Annotated in this window: 21 protein-coding genes, 1 tRNA gene and 2 pseudogenes; 11 read left to right on the top strand and 13 right to left on the bottom strand. The window is 63.5% G+C overall.

All coding sequences use genetic code 11. The features are described 5' to 3' along the window. Nucleotides 1-239, bottom strand: a pseudogene (locus F561_RS25270) (peptidyl-prolyl cis-trans isomerase); the annotation flags it as partial. Between the two features lie 67 nt (nt 240-306). Here F561_RS25270 and F561_RS0110930 point away from each other — a divergent pair. The 4 genes from F561_RS0110930 to F561_RS0110945 all read left to right on the top strand — a co-directional run bounded on the left by F561_RS0110930 (nt 307) and on the right by F561_RS0110945 (nt 2,751). Continuing rightward, nucleotides 307-383, top strand: a tRNA-Arg gene (locus tag F561_RS0110930). Nucleotides 384-654: 271 nt separating this feature from the next. Next, entirely contained in the window at nt 655-1,704 is a 1,050-nt protein-coding gene (locus F561_RS0110935; RefSeq protein WP_019010007.1) for an SIS domain-containing protein, read from the top strand. Nucleotides 1,705-1,961: 257 nt separating this feature from the next. Then, complete coding sequence (locus F561_RS0110940) at nt 1,962-2,282, top strand: ArsR/SmtB family transcription factor (protein WP_019010008.1); 321 nt, start codon at nt 1,962-1,964, stop codon at nt 2,280-2,282. 7 nt (nt 2,283-2,289) lie between these two features. After that, on the top strand, nt 2,290-2,751 hold the full coding sequence (locus F561_RS0110945; RefSeq protein ID WP_019010009.1) for an arsenate reductase ArsC: 462 nt from the start codon (nt 2,290-2,292) through the stop codon (nt 2,749-2,751). Nucleotides 2,752-2,756: 5 nt separating this feature from the next. Here F561_RS0110945 and recJ read toward each other — a convergent pair whose 3' ends face one another. Both recJ and F561_RS25275 read right to left on the bottom strand, forming a co-directional pair. Next, entirely contained in the window at nt 2,757-4,910 is a 2,154-nt protein-coding gene (gene recJ / locus F561_RS0110950; protein WP_019010010.1) for a single-stranded-DNA-specific exonuclease RecJ, read from the bottom strand. Then, nucleotides 4,907-5,326: a LapA family protein gene (locus F561_RS25275; RefSeq protein WP_019010011.1), complete on the bottom strand. Its 420-nt coding sequence runs from the start codon at nt 5,324-5,326 to the stop codon at nt 4,907-4,909. The genes recJ and F561_RS25275 overlap by 4 nt, the downstream gene beginning before the upstream one ends. A gap of 98 nt (nt 5,327-5,424) precedes the next feature. Here F561_RS25275 and F561_RS0110960 point away from each other — a divergent pair, with 98 nt between their 5' ends. Together F561_RS0110960 and F561_RS0110965 are read left to right on the top strand one after the other, a co-directional pair. Beyond that, nucleotides 5,425-6,309, top strand: a complete 885-nt coding sequence (locus F561_RS0110960) for a UbiA family prenyltransferase (RefSeq protein WP_019010012.1) — start codon at nt 5,425-5,427, stop codon at nt 6,307-6,309. Between the two features lie 28 nt (nt 6,310-6,337). Next, nucleotides 6,338-7,873, top strand: coding sequence for a phytoene desaturase family protein (locus F561_RS0110965; RefSeq protein WP_083922405.1), 1,536 nt, complete (start codon nt 6,338-6,340; stop codon nt 7,871-7,873). A 62-nt stretch (nt 7,874-7,935) separates the two neighbouring features. On the opposite strand, the gene F561_RS0110970 is transcribed toward F561_RS0110965, so the two are convergent. From F561_RS0110970 to F561_RS0110995, 6 genes are all read right to left on the bottom strand, one after another. Continuing rightward, nucleotides 7,936-9,669, bottom strand: coding sequence for a S8 family serine peptidase (locus tag F561_RS0110970; protein WP_019010014.1), 1,734 nt, complete (start codon nt 9,667-9,669; stop codon nt 7,936-7,938). Nucleotides 9,670-9,995: 326 nt separating this feature from the next. Continuing rightward, nucleotides 9,996-11,567: an L-glutamate gamma-semialdehyde dehydrogenase gene (gene pruA / locus F561_RS0110975; protein WP_019010015.1), complete on the bottom strand. Its 1,572-nt coding sequence runs from the start codon at nt 11,565-11,567 to the stop codon at nt 9,996-9,998. Between the two features lie 233 nt (nt 11,568-11,800). After that, nucleotides 11,801-12,733: a proline dehydrogenase family protein gene (locus F561_RS0110980; RefSeq protein ID WP_019010016.1), complete on the bottom strand. Its 933-nt coding sequence runs from the start codon at nt 12,731-12,733 to the stop codon at nt 11,801-11,803. Then, the gene (locus tag F561_RS0110985; protein ID WP_019010017.1) at nt 12,730-13,410 is read right to left on the bottom strand and encodes a GntR family transcriptional regulator; all 681 of its coding nucleotides are present in this window, start codon (nt 13,408-13,410) and stop codon (nt 12,730-12,732) included. Before F561_RS0110985 ends, F561_RS0110980 begins: the two co-directional genes overlap by 4 nt. A 95-nt stretch (nt 13,411-13,505) precedes the next feature. Next, on the bottom strand, nt 13,506-14,018 hold the full coding sequence (locus F561_RS0110990; protein ID WP_019010018.1) for an MgtC/SapB family protein: 513 nt from the start codon (nt 14,016-14,018) through the stop codon (nt 13,506-13,508). A gap of 85 nt (nt 14,019-14,103) precedes the next feature. After that, nucleotides 14,104-14,526: a hypothetical protein gene (locus F561_RS0110995; RefSeq protein WP_019010019.1), complete on the bottom strand. Its 423-nt coding sequence runs from the start codon at nt 14,524-14,526 to the stop codon at nt 14,104-14,106. Between the two features lie 158 nt (nt 14,527-14,684). On the opposite strand from F561_RS0110995, the gene recO reads away from it, so the two are divergent. Then, the gene (gene recO / locus F561_RS0111000; protein WP_019010020.1) at nt 14,685-15,422 is read left to right on the top strand and encodes a DNA repair protein RecO; all 738 of its coding nucleotides are present in this window, start codon (nt 14,685-14,687) and stop codon (nt 15,420-15,422) included. Between the two features lie 59 nt (nt 15,423-15,481). On the opposite strand, the pseudogene F561_RS27855 reads toward recO, so the two are convergent. From F561_RS27855 to F561_RS25285, 4 genes and pseudogenes are all read right to left on the bottom strand, one after another. Next, nucleotides 15,482-16,389, bottom strand: a pseudogene (locus F561_RS27855) (IS630 family transposase). Between the two features lie 97 nt (nt 16,390-16,486). After that, on the bottom strand, nt 16,487-17,398 hold the full coding sequence (locus F561_RS0111015; RefSeq protein ID WP_019010023.1) for an alpha/beta hydrolase: 912 nt from the start codon (nt 17,396-17,398) through the stop codon (nt 16,487-16,489). Between the two features lie 165 nt (nt 17,399-17,563). After that, nucleotides 17,564-18,709 carry an acyl-CoA dehydrogenase family protein gene (locus F561_RS0111020; protein WP_019010024.1) on the bottom strand — a complete coding sequence of 382 codons (1,146 nt, stop codon included), beginning with the start codon at nt 18,707-18,709 and terminating at the stop codon, nt 17,564-17,566. Between the two features lie 8 nt (nt 18,710-18,717). After that, nucleotides 18,718-19,626, bottom strand: a complete 909-nt coding sequence (locus F561_RS25285) for a carbohydrate kinase family protein (RefSeq protein WP_019010025.1) — start codon at nt 19,624-19,626, stop codon at nt 18,718-18,720. A gap of 86 nt (nt 19,627-19,712) precedes the next feature. On the opposite strand from F561_RS25285, the gene F561_RS0111030 reads away from it, so the two are divergent. From F561_RS0111030 to F561_RS0111045, 4 genes are all read left to right on the top strand, one after another. Continuing rightward, on the top strand, nt 19,713-20,171 hold the full coding sequence (locus tag F561_RS0111030) for a hypothetical protein (protein WP_019010026.1): 459 nt from the start codon (nt 19,713-19,715) through the stop codon (nt 20,169-20,171). Between the two features lie 332 nt (nt 20,172-20,503). Then, complete coding sequence (locus tag F561_RS0111035) at nt 20,504-20,839, top strand: NADH-quinone oxidoreductase subunit A (RefSeq protein ID WP_026298812.1); 336 nt, start codon at nt 20,504-20,506, stop codon at nt 20,837-20,839. A 152-nt stretch (nt 20,840-20,991) separates the two neighbouring features. Further along, nucleotides 20,992-21,528 (top strand): NuoB/complex I 20 kDa subunit family protein, encoded by a 537-nt coding sequence (locus F561_RS0111040; protein ID WP_019010028.1) that lies wholly within the window; start codon nt 20,992-20,994, stop codon nt 21,526-21,528. Beyond that, complete coding sequence (locus F561_RS0111045) at nt 21,516-22,298, top strand: NADH-quinone oxidoreductase subunit C (RefSeq protein ID WP_020621307.1); 783 nt, start codon at nt 21,516-21,518, stop codon at nt 22,296-22,298. Before F561_RS0111040 ends, F561_RS0111045 begins: the two co-directional genes overlap by 13 nt. Nucleotides 22,299-22,311 lie beyond the last annotated feature (13 nt).

A 22,311-nucleotide genomic window follows, 5' to 3' on the forward strand; every position in this document is an offset into this window, starting at 1 on the left:
TAGGTCTTGAAATCGTCGCCCAGCAGTCCGGTGTCGGTGCTGCTCAGCACGGGGTTGCCGCGCCTCAGGGCTTCCAGGTCTTCCACGGTCACGGTCTCGCCGTTGACCTTCAGGGCAGGCGTTCCGGTCTGGCGGTTAAACAGGCTGCCGAGGTTCGGCGTGAACTGGTAGGCCATGCCCACCACCAACATCAATGCCAGAACGCCCAGCAGGACGTTCACGAACTTCTTGTTCTTCACTTGATCTCCTTCATGCAAAGTGCTACTTTACCTGAGCTTTGTGGGTTCCGGTTCGGAATCCGTCTAGGCACTCGTAGCTCAGGTGGATAGAGCGTTGGCCTCCGAAGCCAAAGGCCACAGGTTCGAGTCCTGTCGAGTGCACCATCTATCAGTAAGCCAGCTACGTCGCCCCCAGAGGCGGCGTTTCTGTTTGGGCGGTTTCCACGGAAGCGCTGTCCACTGGAATAGAGACGAGACCAAAAGTACACGGGCAGAATTCTAGCACGCGAGGTTAAAGGGGCGTGAAGGCCTGAAACCCGTTCTGAACGGTGTTTTTGGTTGCCTTTGCCCTGCCGGGATTCCGGTCGCGCCCGCTCTGCGGTCCTCTTGCCCTCCTGCCCCGGCTTCTTCCCGAGTTGGCTGTACCCTAGTCGGTATGACCATCCCTCCTGCCCCTGCCCCTAACAACGATCTGTTTGCGCTGCTGGCCCGTCTGCCGGGCAGTTACGCTGGCCCGACCCGCGCCGAGGAAGCCCCGTACGCCATCGTCGGGGTGGGCGAGGCCACGCTGGCCGTACAGTTGGCCGAAACGTTGGTGGCCGTGAACTTTACCCGGACTGGCACGCAGCTTGTGCTGGACAGTGCCGATGCTGGAGACGCCGCCCGCACCTTCGCGGAGTTGGCTGAGGTCGCGGGCGCGAAGGTGCGCCGCATCAGCACCGGCGGCAGCGCCAGCGAAATAGATGTGCTGGTGCCGGGCGGCCCACTGGCGACCTACCATTTTGCGCAATTCTTGGCCCACGCCACCGGGCACGGCGATCAGGCGCAGGCTGCCGACGCTCTGCTGACCGATCTGGCCTACCGGTGCGCCCCCAGCGTGGAGCACGACAACCCCGCCCGCGACCTCGCCTGGAGCCTGTGGGGCCGCACGCCGCTGCTGCTGGCTGCTCCAGATGCCGAGGCATTGCCGCAGGCGTGGCAGACCCTCCTGGCCCGCATCGGCAAGACGCTGAGCATCCCGGTCATGGGCGATCCGCTCCCCTTTGTGACGGGCGCGTTCGAGGCCCAGCACGAAAAAGGAGACGGCAAAATTGCCCTGATTCTGGGCGATGCCGACCCCGCGCTGCTGGTGGCCCGTGAAATTCTGGACTCGCGTATTGATGAAGTCGTGCATGTGCCGTACTTTCAGGGCGTCGAGGGCGGGTACGCAGCTCAACTGGGCCTGTGGTATTTCGGCGCGTGGGTAGCTGCCTACCTTGCCGAACGCTATGAGCAGTCGCCGGGCGACCTGGCGATCTTGCGCCGCGCTCAGGCCGTCCTGAGTGGAGAGGCCGCCGAGGACACCCTCAACGCCCCCCGCGAGGATGTGCGCCGCACCCCCATTGTCAAGGACTGGCGTGACGACGGCGACTCCGATTCGGACGATCTGGACGACGGCGAGGATTTTGACGTGGAAGATTTTGATGAGGATGAAGACGAGGACTGAGATGGATTCCAGCTCCTGACCGCAGCTCACAGAGGATGCCTGCCCTCCACCTTGCGAAGCCCGTCTGCAGTTCTGTAAGCCGAATCTGTGAGCTGGACTGACTCCCACAGTTTTGGGGTTCAGTCCGGCTTCTTTATCGGACGGGTTGCGTTCAGGGCCGACTTCGATCAATTCCGAAGAGAGCAGAGTTGCATCCATCAAAGCAGATCGACTCTACGTGTTCCATCTTCTTAATATCCATCAATTAAACTGCATGGATGACTGCCGTAGTTTTCCCCTCCGTCCTCGATCAACTCAAAGCTCTCTCCCACGAGATTCGGTTTGATCTGGTGCGGTATCTGGCGGGCGGCGAACGCTGCGTCTGCGATCTGGAAGCCTTGCTGGGCCTGCCGCAGTCCAAGGTTTCCTACCACCTCGGCATTCTGCGGGATGCTCATCTGGTGCGGGCCGAACAGAGGGGCAAGAACATGTATTACATCCTTCGCCAGGAGCCTCTGTTCTCTCTGGGCGGCGCTCTGCTGACCGAAATTTTTGCCCAGCCTGCTCACTTGACGCATCAAGATAATTCGATATGCTGATAGGGATATGACCCGTGTTCTGATCCTGTGTACCCACAATTCGGCCCGCTCGCAGATGGCCGAGGCCCTCACGCGTGATGTGGCGCGGCGGCTAGGCGTTGCCCTGGAGGTGCACTCTGCCGGAACCGAGGCCACCCGTGTCAAGGATGATGCCAAGACCGTGATGAATGAGGTCGGTCTGAGTCTGGAAGCCCATACCAGCAAAACGCTGTGGGACGTGCCTGACGCGCAGAACTTCGATTACGTCATCACGGTCTGCGATTCGGCTGCCGAAGCCTGTCCGGTGTATCCCGGCAAAACGAGTCGCCTGCACTATCCTTTCACCGATCCCAGCGGGGGCAGCCTAGAAAGATGGCGAGCGGTACGCGACCAACTCAAGGTTCAATTTGATGCGTTCGTGGGTGCGTTGGCGTTGGGGCAGCCCGTGCCAGCAAGCTACGAAGACAGCCCCTCTTTGGTCTCCGTCTGATCAGTTCAGTCGTCTGCTACAGCCAATTCCTGTTCCGCCGCTTCTGGTAATTCCAGTCCCAGCATGGCGTGAACACTGGCCGTCCAGCCTTCATCGTCCAGCGTGCCGTAATGGTGTGCCCATTGCCAGCGGCGGTAGGCGTCGGCGGCACTTTCCAGATGGGCGTCATCCTGCATGGCATCCTGTAAGGGATTGGGCGGCGGCGGCGTGAGGTGATGGCGCGTCAGTGCGCCCTCCAGTTCGGCCAGCGTCTTGGGGCCAAAGGCAAAGGCGACTCGCCCCGCCGTGACCCACATTCTGAGGTCGGCCTCGGCGGGCAGGGCGTACAGGATCAGTTCGCCGCCGGGATGCGGGTCGCCCGGACGGGTCAGGGTCAGGCCCGGTATATTGCCGCCCAGATAGTCGGCCACTGCACCCTGTGCGTAGGCGCTGGCTCCTGACTTCAGGTGCTGCATGGCTTCTCTGGGGTCCAGACGCGGCGTGGGGGAGAGGGAAGAAAGGGCCGCCGCGCCGCCCGCGCCTTCCAGTCCCAACAGTGCAGGCAACCGCAGGGCCTGGCCGTGCAATTCCAGATTCACCCTCCCCCGGAATTCGTTCAGCACCAGATGGGTGGCGAGGTCGCGGTTTCCGGGCGCGGCATCGGTTTCGCCGTACTTCACGCCCTTGAGAGGCCCCACCCGGAATTGCAGGCTGTCGCCACGTTTGCCCACCAGGCGCGTGTCGGTGAGGGTATCGCGCACATGCCACAGCGGTGGGCGGTGGCCCTCGCCGTAGGGCTCGAAGCTGGCAGCCTCGGCCACCAAGTCCATCGTCGCGCCCAGTGCAGGCAGGGGTGCGTCCAGCAAAAAGGTCGGCACAGGCGTGGGGAACCGCCGGGCGTAGGCATGAATCCGGTCCCGGAAGGCCCCGATATTTTCGGGCGCGATAGAAAAACCCGCCGCGCCGGGATGCCCGCCGTAACGTTTGAGCAGATGTTCGCTGTCGCGCAGCCCCTGCACCGCGCTGATGCCGGGGGTGCTGCGAACCGAGCCTTTGCCCTGCGCGATGATGTACACGGGCTTGTGATAGGTCTCCACCAGCTTGCTTGCCACAATGCCCATCACGCCCGCGTGCCAGTCGGCGTGCGTGACCACCAGTGCAGGCTCGGACGGATCGGCAATCGCCAGAGCCTGCTCGAACATCCTGTCCTGCAGCACGCGCCGATCTGCATTGCGCGTTTCCAGATAGGCCGCCAGGGTGGCCGCCTCATGCTGGCTCTCGGTGGTCAGGAGTTGCAGCGCGATATCGGCCTCGCCCAGGCGTCCGGCGGCATTGATGCGCGGAGCGAGAATAAAAGCCACGTCGCGGGCTGTGGGGCGGCGCACCTGTTTGGTGTCCATTAGCGCACGCAGGCCGGGATGGTCGGTGCGCTCCAGTTCTTCCAGTCCAGCCCGCACCAGCGCCCGGTTTTCCCCGATCAGGGGGGCAACATCGGCCACTGTGCCCAGTGTTGCCAGGGCCGTGAGGGAACGCGGTTCGGGCAGGCCCAGCTCTGTGTAGATGGCCCACAGCAGGTGGTACGCCACGCCCGCACCAGTCAGGTTGTGCAGCGCCCCGTTGTAGCCGCCCGTCAGTTGCGGGTGAACCACCAGGGTTGCCGGAAATTCCTTGCCGGGAGCGTGGTGGTCGGTCACGATCACGTCCACACCCCTGTCCAGCAGCGCCCGCACTTCCTCCACATTGCTGACGCCGCAGTCCACCGTGACCAGCAGGTCGGCAGCTTCGGCGTGTTCCGCAACCCGGTCTGGATGCACGCCGTAGCCTTCGTTCAGTCGGTGCGGAATGAAGCCGTGTACATCGGCCCCCACCTGCCTCAGCCCTAAAACCAGAATGGCAGTCGCAGTGACGCCGTCGGCGTCGTAGTCACCGTGAATGCGGATGCGTTTTTTGGCGGCCACCGCTTTCACGATGCGCCGCGCCGCTTCTCTGAGGGCTGGATTGGGGGTCAGTGTCAGCGGAGGGTCGAGCAATTCGCGGGTGAGGCCGCGCCCATGCAGCACCTGGGCCAGCGGCGGCGACACCCGCCAGGCCCGCATCACATCCAGAAGCTCTTCACGGCTGGCAGGTGGGGCCAGCAGCCAGCGGGGTTCGGGCGCTGTTTTTACCTTGACTGGACTCATGGTTGCGTCCCTGGCTGGATTCCCGCCTGTGCCTGTTCAGAATCAGCGGGCAAGATAGAGGTGACTGCGGCAGAGGTGACCGGAGCCAGATTGGTTGGAGTCAGGTTGGCCGGGGTCATGGCTCCCAGGCGGGCCTGCAAGGTGGCGGCCAGGCGGTTTTCCAGCGCCGAGCGTTCGCGGATATCTCGCCTGCGCTTGACCCGTACATTCCAGAGGGGCGGCACGAACAGCAGTGCTGCGTACACGGCCCCGGTGATCAGAAACAGGGCCACGGCTGCCCCCACCGGCAGGTTCAGCTCTCCGCGTCCAAAAGGCAGGGGCAGCCGCACCACCTGCGGGTTTTCCAGCGCCACCAGCAGGAGGTAGGCCGCCAGCGCCAGCAGCAGCAATACCTGGACAAACGAAACGAGCCGCATCGCCCTACAGTTTAGCGCCTGTAAAGGATTCGAAAGGCGATACAGGCCAGGTGTTGCGGGACGGCTGGCCCACGCCGCGCCGCTAGAATGGGCCTGATATGGTGCCCCGCCTGCGTTCTGTGCCCCGCCCCGCCCTCCTGCCGCTGACCCGGCTGTTGGCGGTGTCGCGTCCGGCATTGTGGGTCAATACCGTGGGCACGCTGGTTACAGGACTGTGGCTCAGCGGCCATCTGTACAGTGCCAATCTGGGCCTGTGGGCGCTGCTGCTGTATTTCACCCTGCCCTTTAACCTGCTGATCTACGGCCTCAACGACCTGTCTGACCGGGCCGAAGATGCCCGCAGTGGGCGCAAGGGCGGCTGGCAGGGCGCAAGGTTGCTGCCCGCAGAAGGGGGGCCGCTGCTGACGGCCATTCTGGCGGTGAATCTGCCTTTTTTGCTGGTGCTGGCGTGGCTGTTGCCGCCTGCCGCATCGTTGGTCCTGGCGCTGTCGGCGGGTTTGTTTGCGGCCTACTCGGTGCCGCCGCTGCGCTTCAAGGGCCGCCCCGTGCTCGACGGCCTGAGCAACGTGGCCTACGCCCTCCCACTGATCTTGCCTGCGCTGGTGCTGGGCGTGCCTGTACCGCTGCTACCGCTGCTGGCCCTGATGGCCTATTCGGTGGGCAAGCACGCCTTCGACGCTGCCCAGGACATTCCTGCTGACCGGGAAGGCGGCACGCGCACCGTAGCGACCACGCTGGGCGCGGCAGGCACAGCCCGCTACGCTCTGGCCTGGTTCGCGCTGGCTGGGGCGCTGCTGTGGGATGAAAGCCGTCTGGTGGCCCTGACCCTCTGGGCGGTGTGCGGCGGCATGGCTCTGGCGCTGGCCCGCACGCCCACGCCAGAGCAGGCCGCCCGCCTTTACCCGCTCAGCATCGTGTCGCCCTGGGTGGTAGGTACGGTGGCGGGCGTGCAGTTGGTGTACCTGCTGGCGCGTCAGGGGTGAGGGGAAAAGCGGCCCTGAGCTGTGTGCCATGAGCCATAGAACCCGGAACGACAGCAATTCAAAAGTTCATCTATTCGGAAAGTCCGTACATTCTCTGGCCCCCACGTCTTTTCCACTGACCACTGACCACTCACCACTTCCCGGATGCACTGATCCTACTCCTGACCAACGCTTTACTTCTGGCACAGGCACCTCTGACACAGGCATCATCGGCGGCGGCTTGGCGGGATTGGTGCTGGCGGCGTTGCTGGCTCAGCGGGGGCACAGCGTCACTGTGTACGAATCAGACCGCTTGGGCGGAAAGCTGCGGCGCAAAGAGGTCGGCGGTCTGAGTTTTGATACCGGCCCCAGCCTGTTTACTTTCCCCAGCGTATGGCGCAGCTTTCTGGCCCGCCTCGGTGAAGCTTCAGACCCGCTGGATTTGCGCCCGCTGCCGGGTGGGTTGGGTCTTCATCACACGCCGTTTGGCCCAGTGCCCCTGCCAGTGCCGCCCGGTCATCCTCTGCACGCTGACTGGCTGCGGGTGTGCGCGGCGGCGGCTCCGGTTGCGCCGCATCTGGAAACCCTGCTGACCACGCCGCCCCGCCTGACCTCTGCGGCCTTTCTGCGGGCCAGTGCAGCCCTGGCCCAGGCCACCGGGCCGCACCTCACGGCAGAGGGCTGGATTCGGGCGCGGCGGGTGCATCCGGCTTTGGCCCACGCCCTGCGAACCCACGCCCTGAATGCGGGCCTGTCGCCTGCTGACGCGCCTGCTCTGTATGCCCTGCTTCCAGCCCTGATCGCGGGCCATGTCTGCCGTCCGGCGGGTGGCATGGGCGTGCTGCTGGATACGTTGATTCTGCTGTGCAGGGCGCGGGGCGTGCAGTTCTGGGGCACGGAGTCGGGCGGCACACAGTCAAGTGGCACAGTCCGGCGGCTGGATTCGGCCTCGGGAAGCCTGACACTGGACGGGGGAGAGGTCATCCGGCATGATCTGCTGGTCAGCGCCATCGACCCGGCCCGCCTCGCGGCCTTGCGGGGAGTGCCCGTGCATTCACCCCTGCCCCGGCGCACCGTCAGCGGAGTGGCAATTTACGCCGCTTTTCGGGAGGCCGTGCCCTTGCCTGCCACCAGCATCTTGCCTCCCACTGACTTTGCAGCTTTCCGCGCCGCCCTGCGTGCCGGGGCCTTGCCGCCCGACACCCTGGCCCTCGTTCACGCCGATGGCCCGCGCTTGGCGGTGTTGCTGACGGCTCCGGCCACCGCCCGCCCGCTGACGCCGGATCATCCGTGGGTGCGGGCGCAACTGGCACGGGTAGAAACGACTTTGAGCGTGCCGGGGCTGCTGGCTTCGGCCTCAGCTGTAGCAGCGTTCGACCCCGCCCACTACGCCGTGGGGGGGCATCCCGGCGGTGCAATTTACGGGCTGGGCCATCCGGCATGGCGCGGCGGACCGCTGCATCCCCAGCCGTACCGTCTGCATTCCCGGCTGTGGCAGGTGGGCACGGGCGTGCATCCGGGCGGCGGCATTCCGGCCATTCTGGGCGGAGCATTGATCGTGGATGAGTTGCTGACAAAAACATAAAAACCGCCCCCACAAAGGAGGGCGGTCAAGTTCAGAGGCTGTTCTTTTCTGTGTTGTTCTCTTTATTGTCCGGTAATGGCCTTCAGTGGGTTGACCAGTCCGTACCCGAAGTTGTTGTCTTTGCCTGCCGTGCCCAGATCGGTGGCAGTGGAGGTCAGGAGGTTGAGGAGTGCAGTGTTGGTCAGGGTGGGTTTGGCGGCCCATACCACGGCGGCGGCGGCACTGACGTGAGGCGTTGCCATGCTGGTGCCGTCGAAGTAGGCGTAATCCGCGCCTGTTACCGATAGGGCCGCACTGGTGGGGAGGCCAGCCTTGAGGGCCGCGCCATCGGCCTGCGTGATGCCCACGACGGGCACGCTGTAGGCATTGGTCAGGCCTATGCCCAGAATGCCTGCCGCGTTGTTGTACACGATGACGCCGGTTGCGCCGCTCCGCACAGCGTTGGCCGTCTTTTCCTCGAAGGTGCAGGTGCCGCGCTGGATCAGGGCAATTTTGCCGCTGAGGGCTGGATTGCTGGCGGTGGTCCCGCAGAATTCGTTGTTGGTGCCGCCTGCCAGCACGACTGTCCCCGTCACGGTGCCTTTGCCGCTCAGGTCGGCGCTCGAAACGTCGGTAAAGCTGCGGCCCAGTGCCGAAACGGTGGCGGCGGTGCCTTTGCCCAACGGAACGCTGCTGAGAACACTGACGCCGGGGCCGACCAGATCGACCTGCGTGCCGAAGTTGCTGAAGCTGGCCTTGGCCTTGTCGGCGTCGATGGCACCCACGCCCACCACGTTGGTGTAGGCCGCCGGGTAAGACACCGCTGCGCCGTCGTTGCCTGTGGCTGCCACGATCAACGCGCCCTTGTTGTAGGCGGCAGTGTAGGCCCGCTGCTCGGTCTGGCTGGCGCGGCCCCCACCCAGAGAGAGGCTGATAATGACCTTGCTCTCGGTGCCGCCCTGCGAGGTCAGCTTGGAAGCGCACCAGTTCACGCCGTTGATGATGCCAGCATTGCCGCCCGTTCCATCGTTGCCCAGCACGCGGGCCATGTACAGATTGACTCCGGTGGCAACGCCTACCACGCCGTTCGCGTCCATACCGGGCTGCTTGGCCCCCGCGCCCGTGCCCGCGCCGTACTGGGCAAAAATCGTACCCGAAACGTGTGTACCGTGTCCCTCCACATCATTGAGTTTGTAGGGGTCTTCGCGGTTGGCCTCGGTGGTCACAAAGTTCTTGTAGCCCTTCAGCTTGCCTGCAAATTCGGGGTGGGTGGCGTCGATGCCTGTATCGCCCACGCACACGGCCACGCCTGCGCCCGTGTAGTTGGATGTTCGCAACTGCGGCACTCTGAGGGCGTTGTCGCCCCACGTGTATTCACCGCTGGGATTGAAAACGGCCTGTGCCCTGAGAGACTGAGCAGACAGACCTGTACTGCCCTCGCGTGTCAGGCTGCCACTTGGCCCGCCCAGTGCATGATGCACAGCTTCCAGCTCCACGTATTCCACGCTCGGATTGGCCTTGAGTGCCGCCAGAGCTGAGGGCGACAACCGCACAGCGGCGGCGCTGATGTCGGCCCACTGCTGCTCCAAAGTGCCCCCAGCGGCCTGAATCGCCTGAGCCTGGAGCGTGGCCTGAGCCTGCAACGCCTGCGCGTCCAGCCTCTGAGCGCTCAGGGGATTTTCCTTGAAGCCCACCAGATAGTTTCCGGTGGTGGCGAGGTCGGGTGTGCTGGCTTCTGGTGTCACGGCAGTCTGCTGAGAGCAGGCGGCCAGAGACAGAGCGAGGGTGGCAGCAAGCAGGGCGCGGTTCAGTGACATCAGACTTCTCCTTGTGCGGGGCACGGGAAAAAAGAAAAAGCCCAGACAAACGCCCGGTAACACCGGAAGCGTAAGTGAGGGAACCAGAAATTCTGTAGAACTTGGGCCGGATGCTATGCCGCAGGTCAGTAGGACAGCCAGATTTGTCTAGACAGAATTGAACTCAGTTTATAAAAACTTACAGGTGCGCTCCATCAGGTTGATTTTTGTCACAGAGGAGCGCGGAAGAGGGGGGAGTTCAAAGTCGGTTCAAGGCCAGCGCCCCGGCTCTTGCCTGTTGATACAGGTCAAAGCCGGGGCGCAAGGCTATGAGGGTTAGAGCAGCCTTACCAGCGCTCAGTCACCGTTTTGAGCTGCATAAAGTTGGCGAGGTAATCCGGGCCGCCCGCCTTGCTGTCGGTGCCGCTCATGTTATAGCCGCCAAAGGGCTGCACGCCCACGATGGCCCCCGTAATTTTGCGGTTGAAGTACAGATTTCCGGCCTCGAACTCGTCTCTGGCCTGCTCCAAACGGGCGCGGTCACGGCTGCACACGCCCCCGGTCAGGCCGTATTCGGTGGAATTGGCGATGTCCAGCGCGTCCTGCCAGTCGCGGGCGCGGATGACCGAGATGACTGGCCCGAAGATTTCTTCCTGCGCGATGCGGGCGTCGGCGGGCACGTCTCCGAAGATGGTGGGCTGCACGTAGTAACCCTGCTTGCCGCCGTATTCGCCGGGAGTTTCGCCGCCCAGCAACAGCTTTGCCTCGCCCTTGCCGATGCCGATGTATTTGCCGATCTTCTCGAAGGATTCCTCGTTAACCACCGCTGTGACGTTGGCGTTGTCTTCGCCCGTACCGACCTTCAGTTTGGCGGCGCGTTCTACAAACTGGCCGACCACTTCGTCATACACGCTGTCCACCACGATCAGGCGGCTCATGGCGCTGCACTTCTGGCCGTTGAAGCCGAACGCGCCCTGCACAGCGGCGGTTACGGCAACTTCGATGTCTGCCGTTTCGTCCACGATCATGCCGTCTTTGCCGCCGAGTTCCAGAATGACCTTCTTGATCCACTTCTGGCCGGGTTGCACCTTGGCGGCCACCTCATTGATGTGCAGGCCCACGCCGCGCGACCCCGTGAAGGTGATAAAGCGCGTTTTGGCGTGCGTGGTCAGGTACTCGCCCACTTCCTCGCCCACACCGGGCAGGAATTGCAGCACCCCGGCAGGCAGGCCCGCTTCCAGCATGATGTCGGTGACGAATCCGGCGATCAGGCCCGAATCTTCGGCGGGTTTGGCGATCACGCAGTTGCCCGCCACGATGGGCGCGGCCAGCATGCCCAGATAGATCGCACAGGGAAAGTTCCACGGGCTGATGCTGACGCCCACGCCGATGGGCATAAACATCAGCCCGTTTTCCTCGCCTGCATACCAGGTGGTTTCGGCGGCCCCGAAGCCCGAATATTTCATGGCGCTGCGGGCGTAATATTCCAGGAAATCAATCGCTTCGGCCACTTCCACATCGGCCTCGGCGTAGTTTTTGCCCACTTCGATGCTCATCAGGGCGCAGGCTTCCAGACGGCGCTGCTTCAACAGGGCGCTGGCCTTCAGCAGAATGCGGGCGCGGGCGTCGGGCGTCCACTTTTTCCACGACTCGAACGCCTTCCACGCGCCGTCCAGTGCCTTCTGTGCATCGTCAACGGTGGCTTTGGCCGTGCTGCCCACAATCTCGGACGTATCGCAGGGGTTGATGGATTCCAGCTTTTCAGCGGTGTCCACGCGCACGCCGTCAATGATCAGCGGGTAGTGCTTGCCCACCAGTTCGGCGCGAACCTTTTCCAGTGCGGCCTGATAGGCGGCCACATTGTCGGCCTGCGTAAAGTCGATGAAGGATTCGGGGCGGTACTCTTGGATTTTCAGCATGGTGGCTCCTGCGTTGGGTCTAAGGGTCTGAGGGTCAAGGGTCTAAGGTGCTGGGGCGGTCAGGTTCTGGGTGGGTTTGACGACCAAGAAAGTCGGTTGAGATGGCTTGTGGGTGTGTCGAAGGGTCTCAGGGTCAAGGGTAGTGGGTTTCTGGGTGGGCAGGGCGCTTAGAATCACCGTCTAGCACAGCCTTCGCCTTTCTCAGACACTTGACCCTTGGACTTCCCCGAACCTCACCCCTTCAGCATGCCGCGCAAAACAAACATCACGTTTGCCGGGCGCTCGGCGATGCGGCGGCTGAAATAGGCGTACCAGTCGCGGCCATAGGGGATATAGGCCCGGACACGGTAGCCCTGCGCGGCCAGTTCTTTTTGCAGGTCGCGGCGAATGCCGTACAACATCTGGAATTCAAACGCGTCTTTGGAGATGCCGTGCGCCAACACGAAGTGCTGCACGTCGGCGATGATGCTTTCGTCGTGCGTGGCGACATTCACGTAGTTTCCGGCCTTCATGTGGGCGTAGACCAGCTTGCGGTAATTGGCGTCCACGTCGGCCTTCGCGGGCATCGCCACCGATTCGGGTTCCAGATACGCGCCTTTCACAATGCGGAGGTTGGGGCGCAGATCATCAAGGCTGCTGCGGTCAGCTTCGGCGCGGTACAGGTAGCTCTGCAGCACCGTTCCCACATGCTGCGCCCCAAATTCGCCCACCAGCACGCGGAATTGCTCCAGAGTCTGATCCACGCGGGGGTGGTCTTCCATGTCGAGGCACACGAAGCCGCCGTATTCCTTGGCCTTGCCCACGATGCGGCGGGCGTTGGTCAGGCCCAGATCCTGGCCGTCCGCGGTCTGGCCCTGCCCCACACTGCTGAGTTTGACGCTCACGTAGGGCTTGATGCCCTCAGCATGGGCAGCATCCAGCAGATGCAGCACCTGGGCCGCGAATTCGTTGGCCTTTTCGGGCGAGGCCACGAATTCACCCAGCAAATCGAGGTTGCTGAGGATGCCGTCGGCGGCCAGTTCCCCCACGGCAGCCAGCGCGGTCTGGGCACTCTCGCCCGCCACGAAGCGCTGGGCCACGCTCCAACCCCGCGAACGCACCAGGGATTCGATCTGCTTCTGGCCCGAAACGGTCAGAACGGCTTTGCGGTAGAGCTGGTCAATCATGTGAGTTCTCCAAGGTTTTGCATGACGAGGTCGGCGAAGGTTCGGACGTGCAGGCGGGCGGCAACTCTGGCCCCATCCGCATCGCGGGCCAAAATGGCTTTGAGGATCGCGGCGTGCTGGGCCGCCGTTTCTGGGTGGGCATTGTAGGTGCGGGTCTGATGTTTGATCAGGGCCACACGCTGTTCTAGGTCACGGGCAAGGTCGATCAGTGCCCCGTTGCGTGCGCCCTGCGTGATGGCGCGGTGGAAGGCCAGATCAAGCCGGGTCTGGGTGCGGTACTCGCCGTCTGAGGCAGCATTCAGGTCATCCAGTGCGGCCCGCAGCGCGTCGGCGTCGGCGGGGGTGTGCTGTGCGGCGGCCAGAGCTGCGGCCAGCCCGTCCAGTTCCTCGCGCACCACGTAGGCGTCACGGGCCTCTGCCGCCGTTACCGTCCTGACGCGCACGCCCTTGTTGGCTTCGGCCACCAGCAATCCGTCCTGCACCAGCCGCATCAGGGCTTCCCGAATAGGAGTGCGGCTGACTCCCAGTTTCTCGCCCAGTTCCACTTCTCCCAGCCGCTCTCCTGGCAACAGATCGCCGTCCAGTACAGCGCGGCGCAGATGGTCATACACCCCGTCGCGTACCAGCGTCGGGCGTGCGAAAGACAGGGCGGACAGATTTCCTGCTGGCAGGCTCATTGTGGATACTGTATACAATCTGGCGGGCAGGAGCAAGGGGCAAATGTGAGAGACTTGGAAACTTCGAGTGAGGGAGAGGCAACCTTCCCAACGCTTCAGCCGTTCTCTTCCTCCCGTTTCCTTTCTGGGCTTTCATCCTGTTCGCCCTTGTGATTTCGCTTGTTTTCCCACTCCGAAACTCGCCACAGCACGCCCAGCGTCAGCAAAAACAACAGGGTGGCCCCGGTAGCCAGGACATACAGATGGAGGCCGCACGCCACGCCCACGCCCGCTGTGGCAAGAAGTCCCGCCGCTGTGGTCAGCCCTTTGGCTCCCTCACCGTGCCGATCCGAGAAGATGGCCCCTGCGCCTAGAAAACTGACGCCACTGACCACTGCACCCAGAATGCCGATCAGGTCGAAGCGCACCTGATTGTCTTCTTTGGCAAAACTGTTGACCAGAGATTCGCCCAACACCACGAACAGCGCGGCACTGACACCCACCAGAATATGGGTGCGGAGGCCCGCGCTGCGGTTGCGGCTTTCGCGCTCCCAGCCGATGGCGCTGCTGAGTACGAAGGCCGCCAGCAGCCCCTGCATCAACCTGAGTTCAGACCAGAACGCTTCCATCCTGTCAGCCTAGAGAACAGGACTGAGATCAGTCCCTGACCCGGCTTGCCGTTTTCTTGGTTCATTGCTGTTGCGCTTACGCCGGTCAGCGTTCGTCTGCCGTGATGGGTTCAATGGGAAAAATGCGGTCAGCAAGGCGCTCCAGGCCACGGCGTCCGGCGCGTTGCTGACAGGATTGGGTGCCGGTGCACAGCGTGACGTAGCGGGTGCGGCGGGCGGCTACGTGTACGCGGTATAGCGCCGCCTCGGTGCGCGAGCGGGTGTAGTGGCACAGGTCGCAGTGCAGGGCGTTGCGGGCTTTGGGGTCCAGGGGCGTAAATTCAGCCAGTTGGTCGCCCTGTACCAGTGCCAGCCGCCCGTCAGCCACCGGATAGAGGCCCAGTGTGAGGGGCGGCGGGGCCGGGTGGGTCGCGTCGGCCTCGTGCCCGAACAGTTCCCGGTGCGTTTCGGGAAACAGTTCGCGCAGCAGATCGCGCACGCTGTGTTCTTGGGGGCGGTGATCCTTCATGACGTGCAGTTTAAACGGTGTTTTGGGGGCCGGAAGGTGGGCTTGGGCACTACAAAACCCCCTTTTTACCTCCCAGTTCGGCCAGTCCGCGCCGCATTGCCGCTCCAACCGTGCCCCCTCGCCCCGTTGTGCCGCCGCCGCCGCACTAGACTGAGCGGGTGAGGTCTAGAACCGCCAACCGCAGCGGCATCGTCATTCGCCGCCGGGTCACGCCTGCGGGCGACATTATCGTGACCCTGCTGACGCCGCAGGGCAAACTCAAAGCCATTGCGCGGGGAGGCGTGCGCGGGCCACTCGCCAGCCGCCTGAACCTGTTTCATCATGTGGGCATTCAGATTTACCAGACGCCCCAGTCTGACCTTGCCAGTGTGCAGCAGGCGGTACTGGAAGGCGCACTGCCCAAACTGGCCGAGCCGGAGCGCTACGCCTTTGCCCACCTGATGGCGGAATTGGCCGACGCTCTCTTTCAGGAAGGCGAATTTACCGAGCAGGCTTTTGAGCTTTTTGCTGGGGCGCTGCGCGGCATCTCGCATCAGCCTGACCCGGAATGGGTGGCTTTGGTGATGGGCTTCAAACTGCTGGGCCTCGCCGGATTCGTGGCGCAGACGGCCCGCTGTGCCCGTTGCGGCGCAGATCAGCCCGCCCACCCCGATCCCCTGGCAGGCCAACTGCTGTGCGGCAACTGCGCCAGCCTGCCCGCCTACCCACCGGAAGCGCTGGATTTTGTGCGCTACGCCGTGCGCCGCAGCGTGCGTGCCAGCATAGAAGCGCCCGTGCCCACCGAGCAGCGGGCGGCGCTGTGGCGGGCACTGGAACGATTTGTGACCGTACAGGTCGGCAATGTGCAGAGTTGGCGTCAGCTGGTGCCTCAGCCGCAGGCGGGCGTAACGGTCTAGAGCATTTGACATAAGAAGATGTCAGGGAAGACGTGAGTGAACCAGCCAAAGACATCTCGTCAAGAAACGGCATCAAGGGCATCCGAAATCCCCTGAAGCAGTGCTGGAACTTCTCGCCACTCACCCGCGCGAACGCGGGCTTTGACTTTGGAAAACATCTGTTCGATGGGATTGAAGTCAGGGCTATAGGGGGGCAAGAACAGCACGACACAACCCCTGGCTTCAATGTGCGTCCGAACGGACGCACGGTGATGTGCCGAGAGGTTGTCCAGCACCACCACTTGTCCAGGGGTTAAGGCTAGGCACAGGAGTTCGCGTACGTACCACTCGAAACTCACGCCGTTCACCGCGCCCTCCAAGATCAGTGGGGCAAAGGGACCACTGGCCTGCAACGCGCACACGAGCGTTTGATTCCGTCCCCAGTTGCGGGGCACCGAACAGACCGCGCGCTGTGTCCGGTGCGCGCGACCATACCCCCGAGTCATCGCTGTATTGAAGCCACTTTCATCCAGAAAGACCAGCCGGACCGGTGTCTGAAGGTAGGGCATGGCGGTCATTCAGGAACTGCGTCAGCAGTTCCTCATTCCGTTCGGCGGCGACCCGCGTTTTTTTTGGAGGTGATGCCATGTCGCCGGAAGACCCGATCCACCGTTCGGTAGCTGATCTTGAGCCCAGTGTTGTCTTCCAACCGGCGGGCATGTTCCTCCAGGGTCGCGTCCAGGTCCTCCTCCAGTTGCTGGAGGAGGACCTGCTCATGCTTACGCTGCACTCTCGGGCGACGCCCAGTCGGGCGCTTGACCTGTGAGAGCGTACCTGCCTCGTGCTTCTTCATATATAACCGGACGGTTCGGACATCAACTCCAAACGTTTCGGCCACCTGCTGATCGTTCTGTTCTTTCCGCGCAGCTGCCACAATTCGTTCTCGAAGGTCCAGGCTGTACCCACGTGCGCCTACCCGCTTGTTCATCTTCTTATTATGTCAAATGCTCTAGGGTCTGGCTGTCCGGAGTTCGCTGAGATGTTTTTGCCGCCCTCCGAACCCCTGCCCTCAGTGTCCCTGTACCTCAGCGCACCCGGTATTTTTCGATAAAGTCGATGGCCTGCTGACGGGTGTTGCCTAGAAAGGTCAGGGGCCGCGCCACGGCCGCCATGATCGTCACATGGTTCACGCGGGGAATCACGTTGCGCGTGACGGGAATGCCTGCTGCTTTCAGGGCCGCTTCCATATTGACGGCGTTCATGGGGTACACCACGGTATCGTTTTCGGCCACCAGCAGCAGGTGCGGGGGCGCGTCTTTGCGGACATGGCGGTCAGGCATGATGTCTTCGGGGTTGCCGCCCACTGGGAAGGCACGCGCACTGGGGAAGTCGCGGAAGTCGTACGAGTATGGCCCGGCAATGCCGATCACGCCGCGCACGCTGGCAATCGGTACCCCCACCTCACGCAGCCAGCGCTCGTTGTCCACCATTTCCACGGCATTGAACCCGCCCGCCGAGTGGCCCATCACAAACAGGTTGTTGGGGTTGCCCCCCACCGATTTGGCATTGTCGCGTAGCCATTTCAGGGCAGCGGCGGCGTCCTGCACGTAGCTGGGGTAGCGGTTGGTGGGCGCGAGGCGGTAATTCATCACGCCCGTGACGTACCCGGCGCGGGCCAGGGATTCGCCTGCAAACTTATGGCCTTCCTTGTCGCCGCCCTCCCAGGAGCCGCCATGAATAAATAGCACGACGGGCGCGTTGGTCGCTCCTTCCGGGGAATATACGTCCAGTACGTTGCGGGCGTCGGGGCCGTAGCGCTGGTCTGTTTTGGTCACCAGTCCACGGGTAGAAACGACCCGGTTCAGGGTTCCCTGTGCGTTCTGGGGAGAACAGGCGGCAATCAGCAGGGGCAGAGACACGGCCCCCAGCATCAGCGCGGCAGTGCGGGCACGGCGAGGACGGGAGGCAGGGCGAGAAGATGCAGTGGCCTTGAACATGCCTCACGCTAGCGGGCGCGGCGGCAGATTGTGGGCACCCAGAGCACACTCCGGTCTTGGGGGAAGCCTGCGCGGGCCTTGATCGTTTGCTGATGTTCTGGCGGGAGCAAGTGCGGCTGACTCAGGGGAGCAGAGAATCAGGGTCACGGAAGAGCGGGTACACCTTTATTCACCCAGCAAACTCAGGCCGTACGCCGTGTATGCCGCCTCATCGCTGGGCGGGTGGGTCAGACCAGCTCGGGCATCTCTGAGCAGACGTTCCAGCGGCAGGGCCGGAGTCAGTGCGCCGCCGCCCGCCGTTCTGACCGCCAGATCGGTAGCGCTCACGGCGGCATTGGTGGCATAGGCTTTGGCCGCACCGATCAGGGGCACAGCGTCGCTGCCGGGGTGGGCGTCCCAGTGCTGCGCGGCAGTGTGCAGCAGGGTGCGGGCGGCTTGCAGGTCGGCGGCGATTCGGCCCACCTGTTCCTGTACGCGGGGCAGGGTGGCAATCGGCGCACCCAGCGCGGTGGGGGTGCGTTGGCGGGCATAGGCGGTCAGGGCGTTCAGGGCGGCAAATCCAACCCCCAGATAGGTTGCGGCGATGGCGGTCCAGAACCACGCGGCGCTGGCGGGATGACCGCCGCTGGGAGGCGCGTGCAACTGCGCCGCCGCGCCTTCAAATACCACGTCGTGGCTGCCGCTGCCGCGCAGAGCCAGTGCGCCCGTCCAGGTCGGCTCTATCGTCACGCCCGCCGCCTTCAGATCCAGCCAGAAGCGCCCGACCTGTCCGTCTGGGGTGGCGGCATTCACCAGCGCAAAATCCAGCGCCCGCGCTCCGGTGGCCCATGTTTTTCGCCCGCTGATGCGCCAGCCGTGGGCAGGGTCGGGGGTGGCGGCAGTGCGCGGCAAGCCTCCACGGGAAGGGCTACCCAGTTCCGGCTCGCTGGCGAGGGCGTTCACCAGTTTTCCGGCACGGCTGGCCTCGGCCAACGCGTTCAGCAGGTCGTCCGGCAGGGTACGTCCCTGAAACGCCGCGCCCACGATGTGCCCATGCATTGCCAGAATCAGGGCCAGCCCCGCGCCCGCCTCGCCCAGGGTGGCCTGAGCCGCTGCAAATTGCGTGAGGGTCGCGCCCAAGCCGCCCTCTGCGGTGGGCAGAGTCAGGCGGGTGTATCCGCTGCCACGCAGTGCCTCGGCAGCGCCAGTGGTCACGTCCTGCGCGGCCTCGCACTCGGCGGCATGCTGGGTGATGGCCTGCGCCGCCCGCTCGGTTACGTCTTGCTGTGCGGCGGTCAGGTCAGCGGAGGGGGGGAGGGTGTGGGCAGTCACAGGGCACGTTAGCCCGTCCGGCACAGCTCCGACAGTTCTTTTCCAGACAGATGGCCTGCCGCGCCGCCCACTCCACCACACTTCCAGGACGCGAACGTACAGGCCAGCCGCAACGCTTCCCGCGCAGATCGCCCGCCAAAGAAAGCCCACACGAAGGCCGACAGCAGCGCGTCTCCTGCACCATTGGTGGAAGTCACGGGACGGGTTGGTACTGCGGGCTGGTGGTGTGGAGGCTGCCCCCGTTCCGACATCAGCGCTCCGCCCGCCCCCAGCGAAATCACGAGAATCGCCGGGTCACACCTTTCGCGGTAGGCCAGCAGAGCGTTCAGGGGAGGCAGAGTCAGGCACTCGGCACTCAGGAAGAGGACATCGGCGCAGGTTAAAAACACTTGGTCGTAAGGGTGCGCGGGGCCGGGAGTCGCCTGTAAATCTGTCACGATCTGTACGCCCGCCGCCCGTGCCAGGGGCAACAGCGGGCGCGTCCAGCCCACGTTGGTCAGCACGGCGACCTCGGCTCCGGCTAGGGCTGCTCGGAAAGCCTCCGGGTCGGCCTCCAGATGCTCTGTTCCTTTGAGGTCGCGGTGAATCTGTCGCCCTCCATCTGGCCCCGAAAGCACCAACGACAGAGGCGTACCAGGGACTTCCTGCACCCACGAGCGAATGCCAGCGCGGGCCAGCGCCACACGCGCCACCTCTCCGGCGGGATCGTTTGCGGCAAAAGTGAAGAGGCCAGCCTCGGCCCCCAGCTGCGCCAGAGCGTGCGCCGTGTTGAATCCCACCCCGCTGACCCCCAGCGTGAGGCCGTGCGGATAGGCCGTGTTCTCGGCATCCGGCAGAGGCAGAACGGGCGTTTGCAAAAGAAGCTCGGCGTTGGTATTTCCAGCCACCAGCACGCGCAGAGGAGGAGAACTGACCACGGCTCAGGTTAGCGTGGGTTGGGCAGATGTGGGCGCAATTCCGTTCCCATCAAACTTAGCCCAAAACAGAATATACTAAGCTCACTATGTCCTACACTCCGCGTGACACCACGGCCAGAGACTCCGCCCGCAGCGTCATTCAGGCCCGCTTCCGTGCCAGTGTAGACAGCGATGTGAGTGGATTGGCTGCCCAGCACTGCTTTGAGCGCCAACTGCTGACTCCTGACGGCATCCCTGCTGCCCAACTGTGCATTGGCAGCCACGAGGCCGTGACCCACCTGATCTGGCAATCTTTTGCTCCGAGCTGGGAAGGCGTGGTGTACGTCTACGACAGTTGCCGCACCGAGCAAAACCGTTACCTGCACGCCAAACTGCACCTGACCCTGGCACTTGCCGCAGCGGGCGACGAGGCCACCCCCGGCGTCAAGGCCGCCTTGATGGCTGCCGAACGCGCTCTGTATACCCTCTGGCTGACCTGGGCAGGCCATCAGGCCACCACCACCGACGCTCTGGCACGCGCTGTAACCGAATTTGGTGATCTGTAGTAGTCACAGAGTATGGAGAGTGGGACGTCAGATATGGGCCGTGCAAGGTGGAGAGACGTGGTCTTCACAGCTCACGGCCCAACCTGTTCTTGCTCCGGTTGGTCTGGTAAGTCGTGCAGCTATCTGTGCTTTTGTTCGGCCCTGACTGCCAAGGTTCGTGATAAAACTAAGGGCGTACCACAGCTCAATTTCCGCACAGGTTGTACGGCAAGTTCGTTTGGCCCCTCTCTTTTTTTCCTATAGCTCGTGCTGTTTTTCACGAGCATTGAAGGCAACAGGAGAGCTTGGGGCGCAAGGAGGGCAGTCTTATCGAGTACGCGAATTTTGTCATCATGCTGCTGATCGCCCTGGGCATTGGCGTGCTGGCCGTCGTGGTCAGTGCCATCCTCGGCCCCAAAAAAGCCAGCCGCGCCAAACTGATGGCCTACGAGAGCGGCAATGACCCGGAAGGCGGCGGCGTGGGCACCAGCCAGCGCTTTCCGGTTCACTTTTACTTGGTCGCCATGCTGTTTATCGTCTTCGACATCGAAACGGCTTTCTTTTATCCGCTGGCAGTGGCCTACCAGAAGCTGATTCCCTTCGCCTTCTTCGAGGCGCTGACTTTCGTGCTGCTGCTGCTGGTCGGCTACTACTACATCCTGCGAAAAGGCGTGCTGGAGTGGGCTTAGTCCGGCTCTCAGGGCCAGGGTTTTGGGAGCCAGGGGTCAAAGAATTGCCAATAGCTTGAGCGCCCCCATTCTCTTGCCACTTCCTGTTCACATGGCCCAACTTCTTAGCCTCTCGCCCTTTAGATCTTTAGACCCACACCAGAGGTAGATGTATGCCACTCAAAGAACTGATTGACCGCGACTGGCAGGAACTGGAATCCGAAGGCATCCTGTTTTCCAGCCTGGAAAAACTGGTGGCGTGGGGCCGCAGCAATTCCATGTGGCCCGCCACCTTCGGGCTTGCCTGCTGCGCCATTGAGATGATGAGCAGCACCGATGGGCGCAACGACCTTGCCCGCTTCGGATCGGAGGTGTTTCGCGCCTCGCCCCGGCAGGCCGACGTGATGATCGTGGCCGGACGCCTCAGCAAGAAGATGGCCCCGATCATGCGGCGGGTGTACGACCAGATGCCCGACCCCAAATGGGTGATCAGCATGGGGGCGTGTGCGAGTTCGGGCGGCATGTTCAACAACTACGCCATCGTGCAGAACGTGGATAGCGTGGTGCCTGTCGATATCTTCGTGCCCGGTTGCCCGCCCCGCCCCGAGGCCCTGATCTACGCCGTGATGCAGCTTCAGAAGAAGGTACGCGGCGAAGCCTTCGACCAGTTGGGCCACCAGTTGCCGATGGTGGATGCGTGGACGCGGTGACAGGGAGCGGTGGTGACGGTTCCGGCGGCGAAAAACTGACCGGACGCAACGCGAGTATGCAGAGTTCTCAGAGTCAGCCTCAACCCGCGCGACCTGTGGCGGAAACCCGGCCCACTCCCGTGGACGACCCCAGTGTGGGACGGCATTCGCTGGCCGCTCAGGGCCTGAATCCCACCGACCCCCGCGACGTGAAACCGTTGATGGCCGCGCTGGGTCTGACCGAAGACGACGCCGCCGAACCCACCGCCGTGGTGCCCGCCGAGCAACTCCGCGAGGTTGCCACGCAGCTCAAAGCACGCGGCTTCATGCTGATGGACACGGTGGGCATCGATTACAGCGCCTATTCCAGCTCCCGGCCCAAGCGGTTTGCCGTGCTGCACAACGTCTATCACCCCGACGACCACCGCCGCCTCTTCTTGCGGGTGTGGCTGGACGATGGCGAGGCGCTGGACAGCCTGTATTCCATCTGGAAGTCTGCCAATTACCTGGAACGCGAGGTGTACGACCTGATGGGTGTGGAATTCGTGGGCCATCCCGACCTGCGTAAAGTCCTGACGCCCGACGATCTGGAAGGCCACCCACTCCGCAAGGATTTTCCGCTGGGCGAGACGCCAACGCTGTTCCGCGAGGGCCGTTTTCTGGATCCTGCTGCCTTCCGTGCGGGCCTGAGCGGGCAGCAGCGCGGCCTGACCGGCTACCGGGGAGAACTGCGCCGGGGCCAGGGCGAGGACCGGATGCCGCCCGTGATGCCCGAAGGTGGCCCGAAGTGAAGCCCCGGACTGT

Source organism: Deinococcus aquatilis DSM 23025 (assembly GCF_000378445.1).
GTDB lineage: Bacteria > Deinococcota > Deinococci > Deinococcales > Deinococcaceae > Deinococcus > Deinococcus aquatilis.

Bases quoted from the DNA above. Each gene is read 5' to 3' on its own strand.
- F561_RS0111015 (WP_019010023.1), bottom strand. From the start codon at position 17,398: ATGTTCAAGGCCACTGCATCTTCTCGCCCTGCCTCCCGTCCTCGCCGT.
- F561_RS0111030 (WP_019010026.1), top strand. From the start codon at position 19,713: ATGTCCTACACTCCGCGTGACACCACGGCCAGAGACTCCGCCCGCAGC.
- F561_RS0110985 (WP_019010017.1), bottom strand. From the start codon at position 13,410: ATGAGCCTGCCAGCAGGAAATCTGTCCGCCCTGTCTTTCGCACGCCCG.
- F561_RS0110970 (WP_019010014.1), bottom strand. From the start codon at position 9,669: ATGTCACTGAACCGCGCCCTGCTTGCTGCCACCCTCGCTCTGTCTCTG.
- F561_RS0110990 (WP_019010018.1), bottom strand. From the start codon at position 14,018: ATGGAAGCGTTCTGGTCTGAACTCAGGTTGATGCAGGGGCTGCTGGCG.
- pruA (WP_019010015.1), bottom strand. From the start codon at position 11,567: ATGCTGAAAATCCAAGAGTACCGCCCCGAATCCTTCATCGACTTTACG.
- F561_RS0110965 (WP_083922405.1), top strand. From the start codon at position 6,338: ATGAGCCATAGAACCCGGAACGACAGCAATTCAAAAGTTCATCTATTC.
- F561_RS0110945 (WP_019010009.1), top strand. From the start codon at position 2,290: ATGACCCGTGTTCTGATCCTGTGTACCCACAATTCGGCCCGCTCGCAG.
- F561_RS0110995 (WP_019010019.1), bottom strand. From the start codon at position 14,526: ATGAAGGATCACCGCCCCCAAGAACACAGCGTGCGCGATCTGCTGCGC.
- recJ (WP_019010010.1), bottom strand. From the start codon at position 4,910: ATGAGTCCAGTCAAGGTAAAAACAGCGCCCGAACCCCGCTGGCTGCTG.
- F561_RS0110935 (WP_019010007.1), top strand. From the start codon at position 655: ATGACCATCCCTCCTGCCCCTGCCCCTAACAACGATCTGTTTGCGCTG.
- F561_RS0110940 (WP_019010008.1), top strand. From the start codon at position 1,962: ATGACTGCCGTAGTTTTCCCCTCCGTCCTCGATCAACTCAAAGCTCTC.
- F561_RS0111040 (WP_019010028.1), top strand. From the start codon at position 20,992: ATGCCACTCAAAGAACTGATTGACCGCGACTGGCAGGAACTGGAATCC.
- F561_RS0110980 (WP_019010016.1), bottom strand. From the start codon at position 12,733: ATGATTGACCAGCTCTACCGCAAAGCCGTTCTGACCGTTTCGGGCCAG.
- F561_RS25275 (WP_019010011.1), bottom strand. From the start codon at position 5,326: ATGCGGCTCGTTTCGTTTGTCCAGGTATTGCTGCTGCTGGCGCTGGCG.
- F561_RS0110960 (WP_019010012.1), top strand. From the start codon at position 5,425: ATGGTGCCCCGCCTGCGTTCTGTGCCCCGCCCCGCCCTCCTGCCGCTG.
- F561_RS0111035 (WP_026298812.1), top strand. From the start codon at position 20,504: ATGCTGCTGATCGCCCTGGGCATTGGCGTGCTGGCCGTCGTGGTCAGT.